The following is a 16,769-nucleotide window of genomic DNA, read 5'->3' on the forward strand; positions in this document are numbered from 1 at the left end:
CATTGCGGCCACCCGGGCTTGACGCCGGCTCGGGCTTGGCGGTGGCGCCGGGGTTGGCGGTCGCCGGGGCTTGACCTTGACATCGTGGCAGGGTCTTGGGTGGGGGCCGGAGGTGGTTGGCGTGCGGTTGGTGGAGGGGTTGCGGGCCGGGGACGCTTCGGTACGGCTCCGGGCGGCCCTGGCGGCGGGGACGGCGCCGGATCCGGGAGTGGTCGACGCGCTGGTGGAACGGTGCGGGGTCGAGCCAGACTTCTTTGTACGGGACATGCTGAGCTGGGCGTTGACGCGGTTGCCTGCGGAGGTCACGGTGCCACGGCTTCGCGCGGAGCTCGCGTCCGGGAGGGGGCAGGCTCGGAGCCAGGCGTTGCACACGCTGTCCAAGATCGGCGACCCGGCGGGGTGGGCCGCGATCACCCGGGCGTTGCTGCGGGACGCCGACGACGAGGTCGCGCGCAGTGCGTGGCGGGCCGCCGTCGTGCTCGTGCCGGACGGGGAACGCGCAGGTCTCGCCCGGGAGCTGGCGTCGCAGTTGGGGCGCGGCGACCGGGAGGTGCGGCTGAGTCTGAGCCGGGCCCTCGTCGCGCTCGGCGAGGTGATCGAACCGGTCCTGGCGGCGGCGCTCGCCGGTGACGATCCTGAGGTGCGCGCGCATGCCCGCGCCACGGAGAGGATCTTCCACGATCCGGATGCGGCCTTCGCGCCGAGCGTCGAGGAGGCGAAGCGCATCGTCGCGCTCGGCCCGAAGCGCGCGGGAGAAGCGGCACGCTGACCGGCGAGGAGGGCCGGCAAAGAGGGGCCGGCAAGGAGGGCCAGCAAAGGAGACGCCGGCGAGGAGGGTCGGCAAGGAGGCGCCGGCAAGGAGGTACCGGCAAAGAGGCGCCGGCAAGGAGGTACCGGCAAAGAGGGCCGGCGAGGAGGGGGAGACACATGCTGATCGGCGAGGTCGCGCGGCGGTCGGGGGTGAGTGCCCGGATGCTCAGGCACTACGACTCCCTGGGGCTCGTGCGGCCCACCGGGCGTACCTTCGGCGGCTACCGGGAGTACTCCCCCGACGACATCCGCCGGATCTTCCACGTGGAGAGCCTGCGGTCGCTGGGGTTGTCGCTTCGGCAGATCGCGCGTGCCCTGGAGGATCCCGCCTTCACGCCGTCCGCGCTGGTCGGCGACCTCATCCGGCGGGCCGAGGACCGGTTGCGGCGGGAGCGGGAGTTGCTCGAGCGGCTCCGTACGGTGGACGGCTCGGCGCCCGGTGACTGGCAGAGCGTCCTGCGGATCGTCGAACTGCTGCGCGGGCTGCATTCGGACAGCGCCGCGCGCCGGCAGCAGGCCGTTCTGGGCTCCTCCGAGGACGCGCCGCTGCCCACCGAGCTGCTGGCCGGGGCGGTTCTGGCCGAATCCGACCCGAACGTCGCCGGTGCCCTGCGGTGGGCGCTCGCGCGGGCCGGCGGCGACGGGGTGTCGAGCGTGGCGGCCGGCGTGCGCTCGCCGGACGCCGGCATTCGGCGGCGTGCGGTGCTGGCGATCGCGGAGATGCCCGGCGACGAGGCGACGGCTCTGCTCGCGGAGGCCCTTCAAGATCCGGATGCCACCGTACGCCGGCACGCGGCGCTCGCATCGGGTACGCGTGGCGTCACCGCGGCCGTGCCGACCCTCGTCGCCATGGTGGTCGAGGGCACGAACGACGTGGAGGCCGCCGAGGTGCTGGGGGCGCTGGCGGCGGAACCCGGCTGCGCGGACCGGATCCTGGCCGCGCTGACCGCGGAGCTGGCCGGGCACGTCGCGGACCCCGCGGTGCGCATACGCCTGACCCAGGCACTCACCGAGATGCCGGCGCCCCTCGCGCGGGGCGTCCTGGAGGAGCTGGCCGGCGACGACGACCGGACCGTCGCCCTCGTCGCCTCGGCCCTGCTAGGGGTGCTGGAGGGCTGAGGCGACCGTTACGACCGTCGCGGTCGCCTCAGAAGGGTGCCGGCCCGCGGCCCGCCAGGGACACCAGCACCTGCGTGGCCAGCAACTTGCGCATGCCGGTGACGGCTACCTCGCCGACCCGCTCGTACGGGAGCTCGAGCTGAACGCCCTCGCCCGCCTCGCGGAGGTCGGCGGTGATCTCGTCCGGGCGGAAGGTGCCGCCCCAGCCCTGGAGACCGCCGCGCTGGTTGGTGCTCAGGGAGGCCATGCCGGCGACGTATGCCCCACCAGCGAGGATCAGTCTGGCCGGGCCCGAGTAGGTCGTCGTCATATGGTCAACCGTATCGGCTCCGCCGTCGTGCCCGGTCGGCGCATCCGCCGATCCGGACACCACGGCAGTTTTCGCCGCCGCCGACGACCCCGCCACCCGGCCCCACGCGCCAACCGGCCGCCCCGAGCCGCTCGCCAGGGTCAGCCGCTGCGGCGGTTGCCGTACTGACGGGGGCTCTGGACCGTGCCCGAGCGCATCGGGCGCGGGCCGGCCGCGCCCAGCTTCGGGTTCGCGGACTTCTTGCCCTTGGCCCGGCGGGCGGCGCGGTTGGCGAAGGGCTCCTCCTCGGCGGCGGCGTCCGCGGTGGAGGGTTCGGCGTCTGCGGTGGAGTCGGACATCGTTGTCTCCTCGGGTCGTCGGCGCGGAATCCGCGATGTGCAGACGGTAGCGCAGATCGCCCGCGCCCCCGGTCAGCGGTGCCCCCGCGCCGGCCCATCCGCAGCCGGCCGCTCCCGCCCATCCGCAGCCGGCCGCGCCGGCCTATCCGCAGCCGGCGATGCCGAGCACCTCGCCGGTCGTGCAGTTCGACTCCGGCGAGGCGAAGTACACGTACGCGGGGGCGAGCTCGGCGGGCTGGCCGGCGCGGGCCTCGGGCCGCTGCGGCGGCAACGTCGTGGGGATCACGGGTGTCCAGATCGGGCCGGGAGCCACCGCGTTCACCCGGATGCCCCGGGTCGCCAGGTCGCCGGCGAGCGCCCTCGTGAAGGCCTCGATGCCGCCCTTGGTCGTGGCGTAGTCCAGCAGGGCGCTCGACGACCGGTACGCCTGCACCGACGCCGTGTTGATGATCGACGCACCCCGCCCCAGGTGCGGCACGGCGGCGCGGCAGAGCCAGAACATCGCGTACAGATTGGTGCGCATGATCCGGTCGAACTGCTCCGTGCTGATCCGCTCGATGCCGCCCGGTTGTGCCGTCTGGAAGGCGGCGTTGTTGACCAGGATGTCCAGGCCACCGAACTCGCCCACGGCGCGGTCGATGAGCGCCTGGCAATGATCCTCGTCGCCGATGTCGCCGGACACGGTCACCGCCCGGCGGCCGGCCTTCTCGACCAGCTGCGCGGTCTCGCGCGCGTCGGGCTCCTCTTCCGGAGGGTACGAGAGGAGCACGTCCGCGCCCTCACGGCCGAAGGCGATCGCGACCGCCCGGCCGATGCCCGAGCCGCCGCCGGTGATGACGGCGCGCCGCCCGGCGAGCCGGTCGGTGCCGCGGTAGGTGGCCTCGCCGTGGTCGGGCCCGTCGGGGAACTCCGCGGTGGCACCGAGCTGGGGCTCCCGACGGGTGTACCGGTCCTGGACCATGGCGCCGCCTTCCTGGGTGGACACGGCATCGCCGCGATGCCGACCATCATGTGGCCCGGCATCCCCCAGGTACGGCGCGGATAACCCAACGCCATTGCTCAAGCACGGAACGGCACGGGAATGAGTATCCGCGGAACCGGGTCCGGCTGTCCGGATCACGAGGCCGGACAGCCGGACCCCGGGTCAGAGCGGGCTGGCGAAGTCCTGCGTCCAGACCAGCGAACCCTGGGCGTCCGCCGCCACACCGACGCCGAGGTTCTTGAAACCGCAGTTCAGGATGTTCGCCTTGTGGCCGCTGCTGGCCATCCACGAGGTCATCACGTCGGCCGGGGTGCGCTGGCCCTTGGCGATGTTCTCGCCCGCGCCCGACCACCGGTAACCCGCTTCGGTGATGCGGGTGGCGAACTGCACGCCCTCCGGGGTCGTGTGGCTGAAGTAGTCGCGCGCCGCCATGTCGGCCGAGTGACCCCGCGCGGCCGCGGTGAGGCGGTCGTCCGCGGTCACCGCCGGGCAGCCGGCCTTCGCCCGCTCGACGTTGACGATCCGTACCGCCTCCGCCTCCATCGCCGCGTTGCCGGTGGGCGCCGGGTCCGGGGTCGCCGAGGGGCTCGCGGGCGGGGTGGTGGCCGGTGGGCTCGTCGTGGGCCGGGTCGTCGGCGGGGTCGTGCTGGGCGACGCCGTCGGCGCCGGCGGGGACGTCGCGGCCGGGGCGCTCGGCGAGGCGGTCGGCGAGGCCGGCTGCGAGCTCGACGGCGCCGGCCCGGAGGGTGCCGGGCCCGTCGGGGCGGTCGCGGTCGCGGTCGCGCCGGGCTCACCCGAGGCGGTGGCCGTGGGTACGGGAGTGGGCGGCGTCCCGTCGGTCGTGATGACGAGCTTGTCGATGTCCGGCGCCGGCCCGACCGGGTTGCTGAAGGCGACCGTGTTGTCGCCGGACCGCAGGGTGGCGGTGACCCGGAGGGTGGCGGTGCGACTGGTGCTGCGCGTACCGGGGAAGAGGACGGCGGTCGGCACCGCGCCGTTGACGCTGATCCGGGCCGTACGGCTGCGGTCTCCGGCGTAGGTGATCGCGAGCCGGATGGTCCCGCCGCGTTCGGCGACGACGCCGGTGACGGTCAGGACGCCGGCGCGGCCGATGCCGGTGACGCGCTTGCCGCCGGAGCAGCGGCGGCAGTCGACGACGTGCGCGCCGCCGGCGAGCGGGTTGACGGCGGCCTCGGCCTCGTACGTGCTGGTGCCGGCACTGGCGCTGGCCGCGACGGCGATGCCGGCGGCCACGGTGACGACAGCCATGCCGCCGACGATGAGAAGGGGTCTGCGCATGGTGATCCGAATCGTGGGGGATGAGGGCGGGGCGGGGATTGGGCGATCCGGCGGAGACCGTAACGTCCCGTTTCGAGGAACGTCTATTAGATCGCCCTTAATTCTCCCGGGCCGCGTGTACGCCGCTCACTCAGCGCACATGTGAGCGAGACTATGAGTTATGGCGTACCCATCGGAGAACAGACCCACCCAGCCGTCGGTGCCGCCTCTGCCGGACCCCGAGGGCCCGCCCGCCGAGACCGCACCCCCGCTGCCGGATGAGCTCGCCCGCACGCTGGCGGGGCTAGGGCCGGCCGGCGAGGCACCGCCGGGTCCCGCGGTTCCGCGTACGCGGGCAAGCATGCTCTGGGTGGCCGCCTGGCCGGCGGTCGCGCTGCTGATCCTGCTCATCGTCTTCGTCGCGCAGAACACGGGCGGGGTACCGATCAGCTTCCTGTGGATGGACGGGCGGATCCCGCTCGCGCTGGCACTGCTGCTCGCGGGCGTCGCGGGCGCGGTGATCGCGATGGCGGTGGCCGGGGCGCGGATCGCCCAACTGCGCCGCCTCGTCCGCAAGCGCCGCCGCTGACGCACGTCATCGCAGCGTGCGGGCCTCGCTCGGCTTGACATGTGACCTTTTGGTCACCTAACTTGGCGTCATGACGGATGACGACCGGGTGTTCAAGGCGCTCGCCGACCCGACCCGTCGCTTCCTGCTCGACCTGCTCTTCGCCCGGGAGGGACGCACCCTCACCGAGCTGGAGTCCGAGGTGGAAATGACCCGCTTCGGGGTCGCCAAGCACCTGAAGCTGCTGGAAGAGGCCGGTCTCGTCGTCGTGCGCCGGTCCGGGCGGGAGAAGCTGCACTTCCTCAACCCCGTGCCGATCCGGCTGATCCACGACCGGTGGATCGACAAGTACACCGAGCGTCACATCACGGCGCTCGTCGATCTCAAGAACGCGCTGGGGGACGAGACATGACCGAGCCGCTGACCACCCAGGTGTTCCGGGTCTGGATCAGGACCACCCCGGAGAAGATCTGGACGGCGATCACCGACCCCGAGTGGACCGTGAAGTACGGGTACGCCGCCCCCGCCTACTTCGAGCTGCGGCCGGGCGGTTCCTACCGCTCCCAGGTCACGGAGGAGATGCGGGCGTACGCCAAGGAGAGCGGCTTCGACCTCCCCGACACGATCGTCGACGGCGAGGTGCTCGAGGCCGATCCGCCGCGGCTGCTCAAGCAGACCTGGCGGATGCTGATGGACCCGACCACCGCGGCCGAGCCGTTCACGACGCTGACGTACCTGATCGAGGAGCTGAAGTCCCAGCCGGGCGTCTGCCGCCTGACCATCACCCACGAGCTGACGGGCGCCCCCGCGACGTCGACGATGGTGGCCGGCTCGCCGCTGGACGAGGCGGGCGGCGGCGGCTGGGCCTGGGTGCTCAGCGACCTGAAGTCCCTGCTGGAGACCGGCACCTCGATGAGCGGCCAGGGCTGACCGCCCCGCCGGCCCGGCTTTCCGGCCGGGCCGGCGGGTGGGTCAGCGGAAGAGGTCGACCACCCAGTTGACGGCCGTCATGACCCACTCCGTCTGGCGGAGGTGGGCGATGCCGACGCCGACCAGGAAGATGCCGGCGACGATGTGGGAGCCCTTCGCCGTGCGGCGTTCGCGGTGGAGCTGGCGTTCCAGGACCAGGCGTCCGACGAGCCGGGACAGGGCGAAGACGCCGCCCGCCACCGCGACCGAGACGATGAAGACCACGATCGGGGCGGTCAGGTCGCCGTCGCTCGAGATGGCCCAGATGCCCCAGCAGACGAAGGCGAAGAGCAGGCCGGCGAAGCTCCACTCGCCGCCGCGGCGGAGCTGGGCGAGGTGCCAGGCCAGGGGGCGGCGCTCGCTGGGCGCCCCGGCGCCGGGCCAGCCCGTGCCGGTGGGCTCGTGCTCGGCCACGAACTGCTGCTGCGGCTGCGGGCGCGGGTTGACCGCGGCACGACCGCTGGAGAACGGCGACGGCGGCGGCGCGGGACTCGCGGCACCCTGACCCGGCGGGACGGCCCGGGTCGGATCCGGCTGCGACGCCCGTGCGTCCTCACCCGGCGGAACAGCCCGCGTCGCGTCGTACTGCGGCGAGCGGCCCGGCGTGGCGGCCCGGGTCGCGTCGTGCTGCGGCGGACGGCCAGGCGTGGCGGTCCGGGTCGCGTCGGGCTGCGGCGGGTGGCCGGGGGCGACGCGGATGGCGTCGTACTGCGGCGGGCGGCCCGGGGTGGCGGCGCGGGTGGCGTCGTAGCGGCGGGTCGGGTCCGGGTGCTGGCCGGGCCCGTTGCCCGGGGCGCGGCGCGGCGGCATGTCCGTCGTGGGCGGATCGGCCCAGGGATCCTGCGGCGGCATGTCGAGCGTCCGCTCGGGCCACTGCGGTTGCTCTGGCATCGTTCCCCTCCCCCGGTACGGCCGGTTGCCGCCCTGCATCGAGAGTAACGAGCCGACAAATAGCTCGCCGACGCGCGCGCCGTCCGTTACACAAACAGCATGGACCGGAGCGAGATACCGATCAGGGCCGGCACGGCGGACGACTGGGCGTCGGTCTCCGGTCTGCTGAGCCACGTCTTCCACCACACGATGTCGGCCGAGGAACGCGACGTCGAGGGCTCGGTGTTCGAGCCGGAACGGGCCCTGGTCGCCGACGACGCCGGCACCGTCGTCGGCCACGCCGCGGCGTACACGAGGGAATTGACCGTGCCCGGCGCCGTCCTGCCGGCCGCGCACGTCACCCAGGTCGGCGTCCTGCCGACCCACCGCCGGCGCGGGCTGCTGACCCGGATGATGCACCGCCAGCTGCGCGAGATCGCGGCCGCCGGCCGCGAGCCGATCGCCGTCCTCTGGGCGAGCGAGACCAAGATCTACCCCCGATTCGGGTACGGGCCGGCGGCGCAGCGGCTGCGGATGAGCGTGATGACGCGCGAGGTCAGGCTGCCCGGCGGCCCCGCGCCGGCCCCCGGAAGCCGGCTGCGGATGGTCGACCCGCTCGAGGCGATTCCCGAGCTGAGCAAGGTGTACGAGCAACTGCGCGCCACCCGCACCGGCTGGTCGAGCCGGGACGAGCGATGGTGGCGTTTTGTCCTGTCCGACCTCGAATCGCTGCGCGAAGGGGCAACCGCCCAGTACGCCGTGGTGCACGAGACCGCCGACGGCCCCACGGGCTACGCGGTGTGGCGGGTGAAGGGCGAATGGAACGAGCACGGCCCCGACGCCGAGGTACGCGTCCGCGAGGTGGTCGCCGCCGACCCGGAGGCGTACCGGGCGCTGTGGCACTTCGTGCTCTCCATCGACCTCGCGCGCAAGGCGGATGTGTCCTTCGCCACCCTCGACGAGCCGCTGCAGTACCTCGTCGACGAGCCACGCCGGCTCGGCACCACCCTGGCGGACGGGCTGTGGATCCGCATCGTCGACCTGCCCCGGGCCCTGGCGGCCCGCGAGTACGCGGCGCCGGTCGACGTGGTGTTCGACGTGGCGGATCCGCTGCTCGACCGCAACACCGGGCGCTGGCGGCTCACCGCCGACGCTTCCGGTAAGGCGACGTGTACGCGTACCGAAGATCCCGCGGACCTGGCCTGCACCGTGCTGGAGTTGGGAACGGTCTATCTGGGCGCCGTCCCGTTCGCCGCGCTCGGCGCGGCCGGCACGGTCCGGGAGCTGACTCCCGGCGCGTTGCGCGCGGCGACGACGGCGTTCGGATGGCACCGGATGCCGAACCCGACCGAGGTGTTCTAGGTGGGTGCCGCGGCGGTAGGTTCGGCGGCATGGGCGAAGAACCCGGACGTCGCCGCCGCCGCGTGCGTCCCTCCCACCCGGCGCCGTCCGCGGCCACGCCGCCGCCCGACCAGGCCACCGACGAGGCCGGCACAGCCGTGACCCCGCCGCCGCCGCGCCAGGACGCCGCTGAGGCCGGGGCGGCCGTGATTCCGCCCGTCGAGCCGTTCGTGGCGGAGACCTCGCCCGTGCTGGACCCGGAGGAGGCGCCGAAGCCCACGGCGATCCGGCCCGGTCCCGCGACCGTGCCGACCAAGCCGGCCGCGACCATGCCGACCAAGCCGGCCGCCGCGACCGTGCCGCCCAGACCGGCGGCCACCGCGCCGCCCAGGCCGGGAAGCGCGCCGCCCGGCGCCCGTCCGGCGGCCTCCGCGAACCCCGGGGCCCGGCCCTCGGCGGCCACGGCGCGGCCGTCCGGGCCCGGGTCGCGGGCTCCGGGTGCTCGTGGCGGGGGTGAGGAGCCCGGCGAACGCGGGCTGCGCGGGCTCGTCGGCTCGGGATCGTCGCAGGTCAGCGTGACCGCGGCGCTGCGTGCGCGCGACGCCGCGCGGCCGTCGGAGCAGCAGCTCGCCGACGCCGAGCGTGACCTGACGATCGTCCGCCGCAACTGGGTGCCCCGCGAGGACCTGCCCCGCGGCCGCTGACCAGCCGCTGACCAGCCGCGCCCGGACTCAGGAGGCCGGAAGGACTCAGGAGGCCGGAAGGACTCAGGAGGCCGGAAGGACTCAGGAGGCCGGAAGGACTCAGGAGGCCGGAAGGACTCAGGAGGCCGGAAGGACTCAGGAGGCCGGAAGGACTCAGGAGGCCGGAAGGACTCAGGAGGCCGGAAGGACTCAGGAGGCCGGAAGCTCCGGGAGCTCGCGGGTGCGCTCGTACGAGGCGAGCTGGCCGATCCGGCGGGCGTGCCGCTCGTCGCCCGAGAACGATGTGGTCAGGAACGCCTCCGCCATCGCCGACGCCTCGTCCAGGGTGTGCTGGCGGGCCCCGAGCGCGAGGACGTTGGCGTCGTTGTGCTGGCGGGCGAGCTGGGCGATCTCGACCTTCCACGACAGCGCCGAGCGGACCCCGGCGATCTTGTTGGCGGCGATCTGCTCGCCGTTGCCGGAACCGCCGATGACGATGCCCAGGCTGCCCTCGTCGGCGACCACCTTCGCGCCCGTGTTCAGGCAGAAGGCCGGGTAGTCGTCCTCCGGGTCGAAGACGTGCGGCCCGACGTCGACGACTTCGTACCCCTGCTTCGCCAGGTAGTTGACGAGGTGGCTCTTCAGCTCGTAGCCGGCGTGGTCGGAACCCAGGTAGACGCGCATGACCGCAGTCTGTCAAACGCCGTTCAGAACGTCAGCGCGGCCCGCAGGCTCACCGCGATCTGGTCGGCGGCGGCCCGCGCCGCGTCGAAGAGGGCCAGCTTGCGGGCGAAGCCGTGGTTGACCCCGGCGTAGCGGACGTGCACGACCGGCACACCCGCCGTGACCAGCGCGTCCGCGTAGTCGGCGCCCTCGTCGCGCAGGACGTCGTACTCGGCCGTGATGATCAGGGTGGGCGGCATGCCGGCGAGGTCCTCGACGGCGAGCGGCGCCACGTCGGGGCCGAAACGGTCGGCCGGCGACGGCACGTACGTCTCCCAGGCGAGTTTCATCGACGCGCGGTCGAGGCCGTAGCCGCCGACCTCGTCGTACGACTCGGAGGCGGTCATCGGGTCGATCGCCGGGTAGATCAGCACCTGGTAGTCGAGCGGGGTGGCCGCGTCCCGCTGACGACGGGCGGCCACGGTGGCGAGCTGCCCGCCCGCGCTGTCGCCGCCGATCGCCAGCCGGTACGGGTCGACGCCGAGCCCGGCTCCCTCCTTGCGGACCCAGCCGAGCACCGTCTCCACGTCGTCGAGCGCCGCCGGGAAGACGTGCTCGGGGGCGAGCCGGTAGCCGACCGAGAGCACCGCGCAGCCCGAACGGTCGGCGATGCGGCGGCACAGCCGGTCGAAGGTCTCCACGCTGCCGTAGCACCAGCCGCCGCCGTGGACGTACACGAGGACGGGTGCGCCGGTGCGGGTCGCGTACAGGCGGCAGGGCACGCCGTCCGCGTCGACGTCGACCACCACGGGCAGCGGGATCGCCGGGCCGCACTCGGCCTCGTTCGACTCCTCCATCGCCCGCCGCGCGTGCTGGAGGCGCTCGTACGGGTCGGCGGCGAGGGCCTCGGCCGGCGGGCGCCGCCGGATGGCCAGCGAAGCGTGCACCTGGGGGTGGACAGCCATCTAATCGAGCTGGGCCAGGACCAGGCCGCCGCGGGCCTTGGGGGTGAACCAGGTGCTCTTGCGGGGGAGCTTCTGCCGGGCCAGGTTGACCGCCACGAAGTCGTCCACGGTCACCGGCGCGATCAGCACCGCCAGCTCGGCGCGGCCCGCGTCGACCTCGCCGCGCAGCCACTCGGCCGGGTAGTCGCCGCCCACGTACGAGATGCGCTTGTCGCCCGGGTCGAGGCCGAGGGCGTCCCGCAGGAGCACCCGTTCGACCAGCGCGTGGTCGAGGTTGTCGACGGAGGTGGCACCCTCGGCCGGCGGCAGGACGACGGTGTACGAGGTGCTCCGGGCGTACAGCTCGATCGTGCCCTTGGCCGGGATCGCCGCGGGCCGCGGCAGCTCCTCGACCCGCGCGCCGGCCGCGACGAGCTGGGCGACCAGGTCCTCGACCGGGAGTTCGGCGACGAGCCGGTTGTAGGGCTGGATGGCGACCGACGCGGGCGTGGTCACGACGGCCAGGAAGCGCGGCAGGCCGCCGGTCTGCGCGGCGAGGCTGCGGTGGTTGCCGTCGGCGACGACCAGCTCACCCCCGCCGGCGAGCGCGGTCAGCTCGTCCTGCAGCGGTCCCGCGGGCACGATCCAGATGGCGTGGGTACGCCCGCTCTGGTCCAGGTCGGTGGCGGCCGGCGCGCCGGCGGCCTCGGTGGCGGCGGCCAGCGCGGCGTGCAGCTCGTCGCCCTTGCCGGTCTGGAGCAGCAGGACCGGCGAGAGGAGGGTCTGCAGGGTCTCGGCGAGCGCGACCCGCTCGCGGACCTTGGCGATGAACACGTCCTCGTTGCGGATCACCAGTCCCGGCTCGTCGGCGCTGGTGGAGATCTGGTCGGTGTCGACCAGGGCCCAGAGACCGTACGCGGCCGGCTCCCCCGGAGCGCTGATCCGGTAGAGCACGACCACCTGCTCGGCGGGCGTGTAGCTGCCGTCCGCCTTCTCCTCGGCGAGCCGCGCGGCGGCGTCGGGCAGGCAGTCGAGGAAGGACCGGCCCACCGACCCCGGCGCCCGGTGGGGCATCTCGATGGCCAGCGCGCTGTGCGGGTTCGCGGCGATGATCGCGGTGATCTCCGCGTCGTCCGCGAACTCGTCGTAGTTCTGCGCGCCGGTGCCGCCAGTGGTGATCCAGGCCCGGCTGATCGGGTGCACGACCGTCATGACCGCGAACCTACCGAGCGGCCCCGGGCCGCCGCGGACGGGGCCCGGGCCGTCCCAGCCTTCAGGTGGCGCGCCGGGGCTGCCGGTACGCGGGCCCCGACGGCATGTTCCCCCGGAAGCGGGCCTCCCGCGCTCGCCGCCGCTGCTGCGCGTCCCCGTACGGCCCGGCCACCGGTAACGCCGAGACCGTGACCGGCGGCGCGACCATGGCGGCCAGCTCCGCGGGCAGGTTCGGGCAGACGCTCTCCCAGGCGCCCCGGTGCACCGCGATGGTGCTGGTGGCGACGCTGTCTGACTCGGCCATCGGCAGCCTCCGGTCAAGGTGACGGTTCTCACCCTTACCAACGACCGGCGGAGGCCTTACGTGATGATTTTCGCGCAATCCCGGCGGCCGTTCTTCCCGTCCCGCACGGGCCCGGACGCACCGCATAGGCTTGGCGTGGAAAGCTCGAGGCGGGGGCGACGCCGCCCTCGCCAGCGTGGAGGAGAGTGATCGTGGCCGGAGTTCGTAACCTGACCCAGGTGGAGGCCGCCGAGCGGGCCCGCCTGCTCGAGGTGACGGGGTACGACATCGCCCTGGATCTGACCGACGGGGCCGGCAACCCGGGCGACGGCACGTTCCGGACGGTCACCGAGGTCACGTTCCGCTGCACCGAGCCGGGTGCGGAGACGTTCATCGAGGTCGCGGCCGCTTCCGTACGCTCTGCCGTGCTCAACGGCGCGCCCGTCGACACCTCGGCGTGGTCGGCGGAGAAGGGTCTGACGCTCCCCGGGCTCGCCGCCGAGAACACCCTCGTGGTCGACGCCGACTACTACTACTCCGCGAGCGGCCAGGGTCTGCAGCGCAGCGAGGACCCGGTCGACAAGGAGGTCTACCTCTACAGCCAGTTCGAGACGGCGGACGCCCAGCGCGTGTACGCGGCGTTCGACCAGCCCGACCTCAAGAGCGTCTACACGTGGCACGCCACGGTCCCGGCGCACTGGAAGGTCGTCTCGAACTCGCCGGTGGCGAGCACCGAGCCGGCCGGGGCGGGCGCCAAGACGGTCCACTTCGAGACGTCGGCGCGGATGAGCACGTACATCACGGCGCTGTGCGCGGGGCCGTACCACGAGGTGCGCGACAGCCACGACGGCATCGACCTGGGTGTCTACTGCCGGGCTTCGATGGCACGCTACCTCGACGCCGACGACCTGTTCCTGATCACCAAGCAGGGCTTCGACTTCTTCCACGAGCAGTTCGGCGTGCGCTACCCGCTGCCGAAGTACGACCAGTTGTGGGTGCCCGACTTCAACGCCGGCGCGATGGAGAACTTCGGCTGCGTCACGCACGCCGAGGCGCGCTACATCTTCCGGTCGCAGGTCACCGACTTCGAGTACGAGCAGCGCGCCAACACGATCCTGCACGAGCTGGCGCACATGTGGTTCGGCGACCTGGTCACCATGCGCTGGTGGAACGACCTGTGGCTGAACGAGTCGTTCGCCGAGTGGGCGAGCCACTGGTGCAGCACCAACGCCACCCGCTTCAGCGACGCGTGGTCGACGTTCCTGTCCGTGCGCAAGACCTGGGGCTACCGCCAGGACCAGCTCTCCTCGACCCACCCGGTCTACTGCGAGATGCCGGACCTCGAGGCGGTCGAGGTCAACTTCGACGGCATCACGTACGCGAAGGGCGCGAGCGTCATCAAGCAGCTCGTCGCGTACGTCGGGCTGGAGTCGTTCCGGGCCGGGCTGCGCGCGTACTTCCAGCGGCACGCGTGGGGCAACGCCACCTTCGACGACCTGCTCACCGAGCTGGAGACCGCGTCGGGGCGGGAGCTGCGCAAGTTCGCCGCGCAGTGGCTCGAGACCGCGCAGGTCAACACGCTGCGGCCGGTGGTCACGATCGGCGCGGACGGCACGTACGAGAGCGTGGTCGTGAAGCAGGAGGCACCGGCCGCCTACCCGACGCTGCGCACGCACCGCGTCGGCGTGGGCCTCTACGACGTCGACGGCGACCGGCTGGTCCGCCGCGACCGCCTCGAGCTGGACGTGACCGGCGAGGAGACCGCGATCGCCGCGCTGGCCGGGCAGCGCGCCGCGGATGTGCTGCTGGTCAACGACGACGACCTCACGTACGCGAAGCTGCGCCTCGACGAGCGTTCGATGGCGACCGTCGTCCGTCACATCGACGGCTTCGAGTCGTCGCTGCCGCGCGCGCTGAGCTGGGCGGCGGCCTGGGACATGGTCCGCGACGCCGAGCTGGCCGCCCGCGACTACGTGGCGCTGGTGAGCACGGGCCTGCCCAAGGAACGCGACATCAACCTGACCACGGCGACGCTGCGGCAGGCGACGACCACCCTGACCATGTACGCCGACCCGGCATGGGCGCCGACCGGCTGGGCGCAGCTCGCCGACACGGCCCGCGGGGCCCTCGCGGCGGCCGAGCCCGGCAGCGGGTTCCAGCTCGCCTGGGCCCGCGCCTTCATGGGTGCCGCGCGCAGCCCCGAGGACCTCGCGACCCTGCGCGGCTGGCTCAAGGGCACCGGCGTGCCGGCGGGCCTGACGGTCGACACCGAGCTGCGCTGGTCGCTGCTGGAGGTGCTGGCGTCCCGGGGCGCGGCGACCGACGAGGAGATCGGCGCCGAGCTCGACTCCGACCGCACCGCCAGCGGCGAGCGGGAGGCGGCCATCGCCCGCGCGCTGCTGCCCACGCCGGAGAACAAGGCGGCGGTCTGGGCGCGGCTCACCGGCGGCGAGAAGCTCCCCAACTGGCTCAACCGGTCGCTGCTCCAGGGCTTCCAGTCGTCGACGCAGGTCGCGCTCACCGCGCCGTACGCGTCGAAGTACTTCGAGGTCGTGGACGAGGTGTGGGCCCGCTCGGACAGCGAGCCGGCGCAGGAGTTCGTGATGTCCGCCTACCCGGCGTACCAGGTGAGCGAGGAGACGGTGGCGCTGACCGACGCCTGGCTCGCCGCCGAGGGCCACTCCCCCTCGCTGCGCCGGCTGGTGGCCGAGGGCCGCGACGGCGTCGTGCGGGCGCTGAAGGCGCGCGCGAAGGATGCCTCGGCCTGACCGTGATCGCGGGCCGCGAGGACTTCCTTGCGGCCCGCGATACTTTCGGCGGGGAAACCCACCAGAAACAACCCTCCGTTAGTACGCTGGCACTCCCGGCGACGGAGGTGGTGCGGTCGTGGTGATCGGGCACGGTTCCCCGGTGCGATGGGCCGCACCCGACGGCCCGTGGACCGAGCCGGACCTGCACCTGTTCCCGCAGGACGGCCACCGGTACGAGATCTTCGACGGCAGCCTGCACGTGACGCCGCCGCTGGACGAGCCGCACGGGGCGGTGGTCCGCGCCCTCGTCACCACGCTCCGCGGGGCGGCACCGGATGGCTGGTGGGTGTGCGAGCGGCTGGGCATCGCCTCGGGCGAGAGCAACCTCATCCCGGACGTGGCCGTGCTGCGGCCGCGGTCCTCCGGCGCGATCTGGGCGGACCCGGCGGACGTCGCGCTGGTCGTCGAGGTGGAGACCCCCACCAGCCGGCGCTGCGATCGGCTGCTCAAACCGGCCCTGTACGCCGACGCCGGCATCGAGAGCTACTGGCGGATCGAACCGGTGCCCGCGCCGGCCCTGCACATCTACGAGCTGGGCGCCGACGGCTACGGCACGGCGAGAACGATCGAGGGCGCCGACCTGGTGAAGGTCGACGCCCCATTCCCGGTGCGGGTAGCCCCGAGCACCTGGAGATAGCCGATCAGCGACGACCCGCGACACTTCGCGGCGCCGGGCACTTCGCGGCGCTCGGCGCTTCGCGGCGAGCCGGCTGCTCAGTGGCGGCCCGCGTGGGAGGCCAGCTGGTCGATGCCGGCGAGCACGCCGCCGGCCAGGTCCCCGCCGGCGAACGACGCGGCCATCGACAGCGCGGCGAGCTTGGCGTCCCGGTCGGAGATGCGCTTGCGGGCCTCGGAGCCGGTGACGATCTCGAGGAGGCGCTGCCCGGGCGAGATCGCCAGCAGCACGGCCGTGGCCGCACCCTCGATCCGCCGGTGCAGCTGCTCGGCGGTCTCCCGGGTGGGCTCGCCCAGGTCGCCGATGTAGACGCTGAAGGTCAGGCCGGTCTGCTGGTCGGCCACCCGCAGCGCCTCGTCCAGGCGCAGCAGCTGCCGGGTCGTGAACGGGCCGTCGAGCGCCGCGATGCCCTCGTCGGACATGGTCAGCTCGGGCCGCTCGGTCAGGGTCGGGCCGCCGGGGTGGTCGAGCGCCGTCAGAGGCTGCTCGCCGCCGCTCACGATGGCCTGGTGCTCACCAACGGTCACTTGCGCCTCCTACCGCTCCGGGCCGGATCTGCCGGCCCGCGGGCCCCTCGACGGCGCCGGACTCCAGCGCGGGCTGCTGGGTGACGCGGTCGCCGGTCTTGCCGCCGAAGGCCGGGCTCACCTGCGCGGGCGACGCGAGGAACCAGGTCGGCGCGAAGTCGTACGGCCGGCCGGGGCGATACCGGCGGTCGGGCCGCGAGCGACGGCTACCGGCGACGACCGAGGCCGCGACCACGATGATGACCCCGAGCGGGATCCCCGCGAAGAGCAGAAGCGTGCTGAAAATCGACAACCTCAACGCCCCCAGGCGTCAAAAGGAACCGGGCCAAGTCACTGTGTTCCCAGTGATCCGAACGTCAATCACGGTAGCGGAGTGGGCCCCGCCA

Annotated in this window: 20 protein-coding genes; 9 read left to right on the forward strand and 11 right to left on the reverse strand. The window is 73.4% G+C overall.

All coding sequences use genetic code 11. The features are described 5' to 3' along the window. The first annotated feature begins 121 nt into the window (after positions 1-121). Both CLV70_RS34265 and CLV70_RS34270 read left to right on the forward strand, forming a co-directional pair. Complete coding sequence (locus tag CLV70_RS34265; RefSeq protein ID WP_158277893.1) at positions 122-769, forward strand: HEAT repeat domain-containing protein; 648 nt, start codon at positions 122-124, stop codon at positions 767-769. A 158-nt stretch (positions 770-927) separates the two neighbouring features. Beyond that, positions 928-1,929, forward strand: a complete 1,002-nt coding sequence (locus CLV70_RS34270; RefSeq protein ID WP_106130775.1) for a MerR family transcriptional regulator — start codon at positions 928-930, stop codon at positions 1,927-1,929. 28 nt (positions 1,930-1,957) lie between these two features. On the opposite strand, the gene CLV70_RS34275 is transcribed toward CLV70_RS34270, so the two are convergent. The 4 genes from CLV70_RS34275 to CLV70_RS34290 all read right to left on the reverse strand — a co-directional run bounded on the left by CLV70_RS34275 (position 1,958) and on the right by CLV70_RS34290 (position 4,858). Continuing rightward, positions 1,958-2,239 carry a hypothetical protein gene (locus CLV70_RS34275; protein ID WP_106130776.1) on the reverse strand — a complete coding sequence of 94 codons (282 nt, stop codon included), beginning with the start codon at positions 2,237-2,239 and terminating at the stop codon, positions 1,958-1,960. Between the two features lie 140 nt (positions 2,240-2,379). After that, positions 2,380-2,577: a hypothetical protein gene (locus CLV70_RS34280; RefSeq protein ID WP_106130777.1), complete on the reverse strand. Its 198-nt coding sequence runs from the start codon at positions 2,575-2,577 to the stop codon at positions 2,380-2,382. Between the two features lie 142 nt (positions 2,578-2,719). Beyond that, a complete protein-coding gene (locus CLV70_RS34285; protein WP_106130825.1) occupies positions 2,720-3,538 on the reverse strand; it encodes an SDR family oxidoreductase in 819 nt (272 codons plus the stop codon). Between the two features lie 183 nt (positions 3,539-3,721). After that, positions 3,722-4,858, reverse strand: a complete 1,137-nt coding sequence (locus CLV70_RS34290; protein ID WP_146164268.1) for a CAP domain-containing protein — start codon at positions 4,856-4,858, stop codon at positions 3,722-3,724. A gap of 160 nt (positions 4,859-5,018) precedes the next feature. Here CLV70_RS34290 and CLV70_RS34295 point away from each other — a divergent pair, with 160 nt between their 5' ends. The 3 genes from CLV70_RS34295 (at position 5,019) to CLV70_RS34305 (ending at position 6,335) form a co-directional block, all read left to right on the forward strand. Further along, the gene (locus CLV70_RS34295; protein ID WP_106130779.1) at positions 5,019-5,426 is read left to right on the forward strand and encodes a lipopolysaccharide assembly protein LapA domain-containing protein; all 408 of its coding nucleotides are present in this window, start codon (positions 5,019-5,021) and stop codon (positions 5,424-5,426) included. Positions 5,427-5,496: 70 nt separating this feature from the next. Continuing rightward, positions 5,497-5,817, forward strand: coding sequence for an ArsR/SmtB family transcription factor (locus CLV70_RS34300; RefSeq protein ID WP_106130780.1), 321 nt, complete (start codon positions 5,497-5,499; stop codon positions 5,815-5,817). Further along, positions 5,814-6,335, forward strand: coding sequence for an SRPBCC domain-containing protein (locus CLV70_RS34305; protein WP_106130781.1), 522 nt, complete (start codon positions 5,814-5,816; stop codon positions 6,333-6,335). Before CLV70_RS34300 ends, CLV70_RS34305 begins: the two co-directional genes overlap by 4 nt. Before the next feature lie 42 nt (positions 6,336-6,377). Here CLV70_RS34305 and CLV70_RS34310 read toward each other — a convergent pair whose 3' ends face one another. Then, entirely contained in the window at positions 6,378-7,265 is an 888-nt protein-coding gene (locus CLV70_RS34310) for a DNA-directed RNA polymerase II (protein WP_106130826.1), read from the reverse strand. A 99-nt stretch (positions 7,266-7,364) separates the two neighbouring features. Between CLV70_RS34310 and CLV70_RS34315 the strand changes: the two genes are divergently transcribed. Further along, a complete protein-coding gene (locus tag CLV70_RS34315) occupies positions 7,365-8,606 on the forward strand; it encodes a GNAT family N-acetyltransferase (RefSeq protein ID WP_106130782.1) in 1,242 nt (413 codons plus the stop codon). A 308-nt stretch (positions 8,607-8,914) separates the two neighbouring features. Next, the gene (locus CLV70_RS41505; protein ID WP_425440264.1) at positions 8,915-9,289 is read left to right on the forward strand and encodes a hypothetical protein; all 375 of its coding nucleotides are present in this window, start codon (positions 8,915-8,917) and stop codon (positions 9,287-9,289) included. A gap of 189 nt (positions 9,290-9,478) precedes the next feature. Here CLV70_RS41505 and CLV70_RS34325 read toward each other — a convergent pair whose 3' ends face one another. The 4 genes from CLV70_RS34325 to CLV70_RS34340 all read right to left on the reverse strand — a co-directional run bounded on the left by CLV70_RS34325 (position 9,479) and on the right by CLV70_RS34340 (position 12,391). Then, positions 9,479-9,952: a ribose-5-phosphate isomerase gene (locus CLV70_RS34325; protein WP_106130783.1), complete on the reverse strand. Its 474-nt coding sequence runs from the start codon at positions 9,950-9,952 to the stop codon at positions 9,479-9,481. Between the two features lie 23 nt (positions 9,953-9,975). After that, positions 9,976-10,896: an alpha/beta hydrolase gene (locus CLV70_RS34330; RefSeq protein WP_106130784.1), complete on the reverse strand. Its 921-nt coding sequence runs from the start codon at positions 10,894-10,896 to the stop codon at positions 9,976-9,978. Next, positions 10,897-12,087 carry a DUF1015 family protein gene (locus CLV70_RS34335; RefSeq protein WP_106130785.1) on the reverse strand — a complete coding sequence of 397 codons (1,191 nt, stop codon included), beginning with the start codon at positions 12,085-12,087 and terminating at the stop codon, positions 10,897-10,899. A 61-nt stretch (positions 12,088-12,148) separates the two neighbouring features. Beyond that, positions 12,149-12,391: a hypothetical protein gene (locus CLV70_RS34340; RefSeq protein ID WP_106130786.1), complete on the reverse strand. Its 243-nt coding sequence runs from the start codon at positions 12,389-12,391 to the stop codon at positions 12,149-12,151. 191 nt (positions 12,392-12,582) lie between these two features. On the opposite strand from CLV70_RS34340, the gene pepN reads away from it, so the two are divergent. Then, positions 12,583-15,138, forward strand: coding sequence for an aminopeptidase N (gene pepN, locus CLV70_RS34345; protein WP_106130827.1), 2,556 nt, complete (start codon positions 12,583-12,585; stop codon positions 15,136-15,138). 142 nt (positions 15,139-15,280) lie between these two features. Next, positions 15,281-15,817: a Uma2 family endonuclease gene (locus CLV70_RS34350; protein ID WP_245908658.1), complete on the forward strand. Its 537-nt coding sequence runs from the start codon at positions 15,281-15,283 to the stop codon at positions 15,815-15,817. A gap of 77 nt (positions 15,818-15,894) precedes the next feature. Here CLV70_RS34350 and CLV70_RS34355 read toward each other — a convergent pair whose 3' ends face one another. Both CLV70_RS34355 and ctaJ read right to left on the reverse strand, forming a co-directional pair. Next, entirely contained in the window at positions 15,895-16,278 is a 384-nt protein-coding gene (locus CLV70_RS34355; RefSeq protein ID WP_106130828.1) for a DUF5130 family protein, read from the reverse strand. 91 nt (positions 16,279-16,369) lie between these two features. Continuing rightward, positions 16,370-16,675 (reverse strand): aa3-type cytochrome oxidase subunit CtaJ, encoded by a 306-nt coding sequence (gene ctaJ / locus CLV70_RS34360; RefSeq protein WP_245908660.1) that lies wholly within the window; start codon positions 16,673-16,675, stop codon positions 16,370-16,372. Positions 16,676-16,769: the final 94 nt, after the last annotated feature.

The sequence above is a fragment of the Pseudosporangium ferrugineum genome, assembly GCF_003002065.1.
In the GTDB taxonomy this organism is placed as follows: Bacteria; Actinomycetota; Actinomycetes; order Mycobacteriales; family Micromonosporaceae; genus Actinoplanes; species Actinoplanes ferrugineus_A.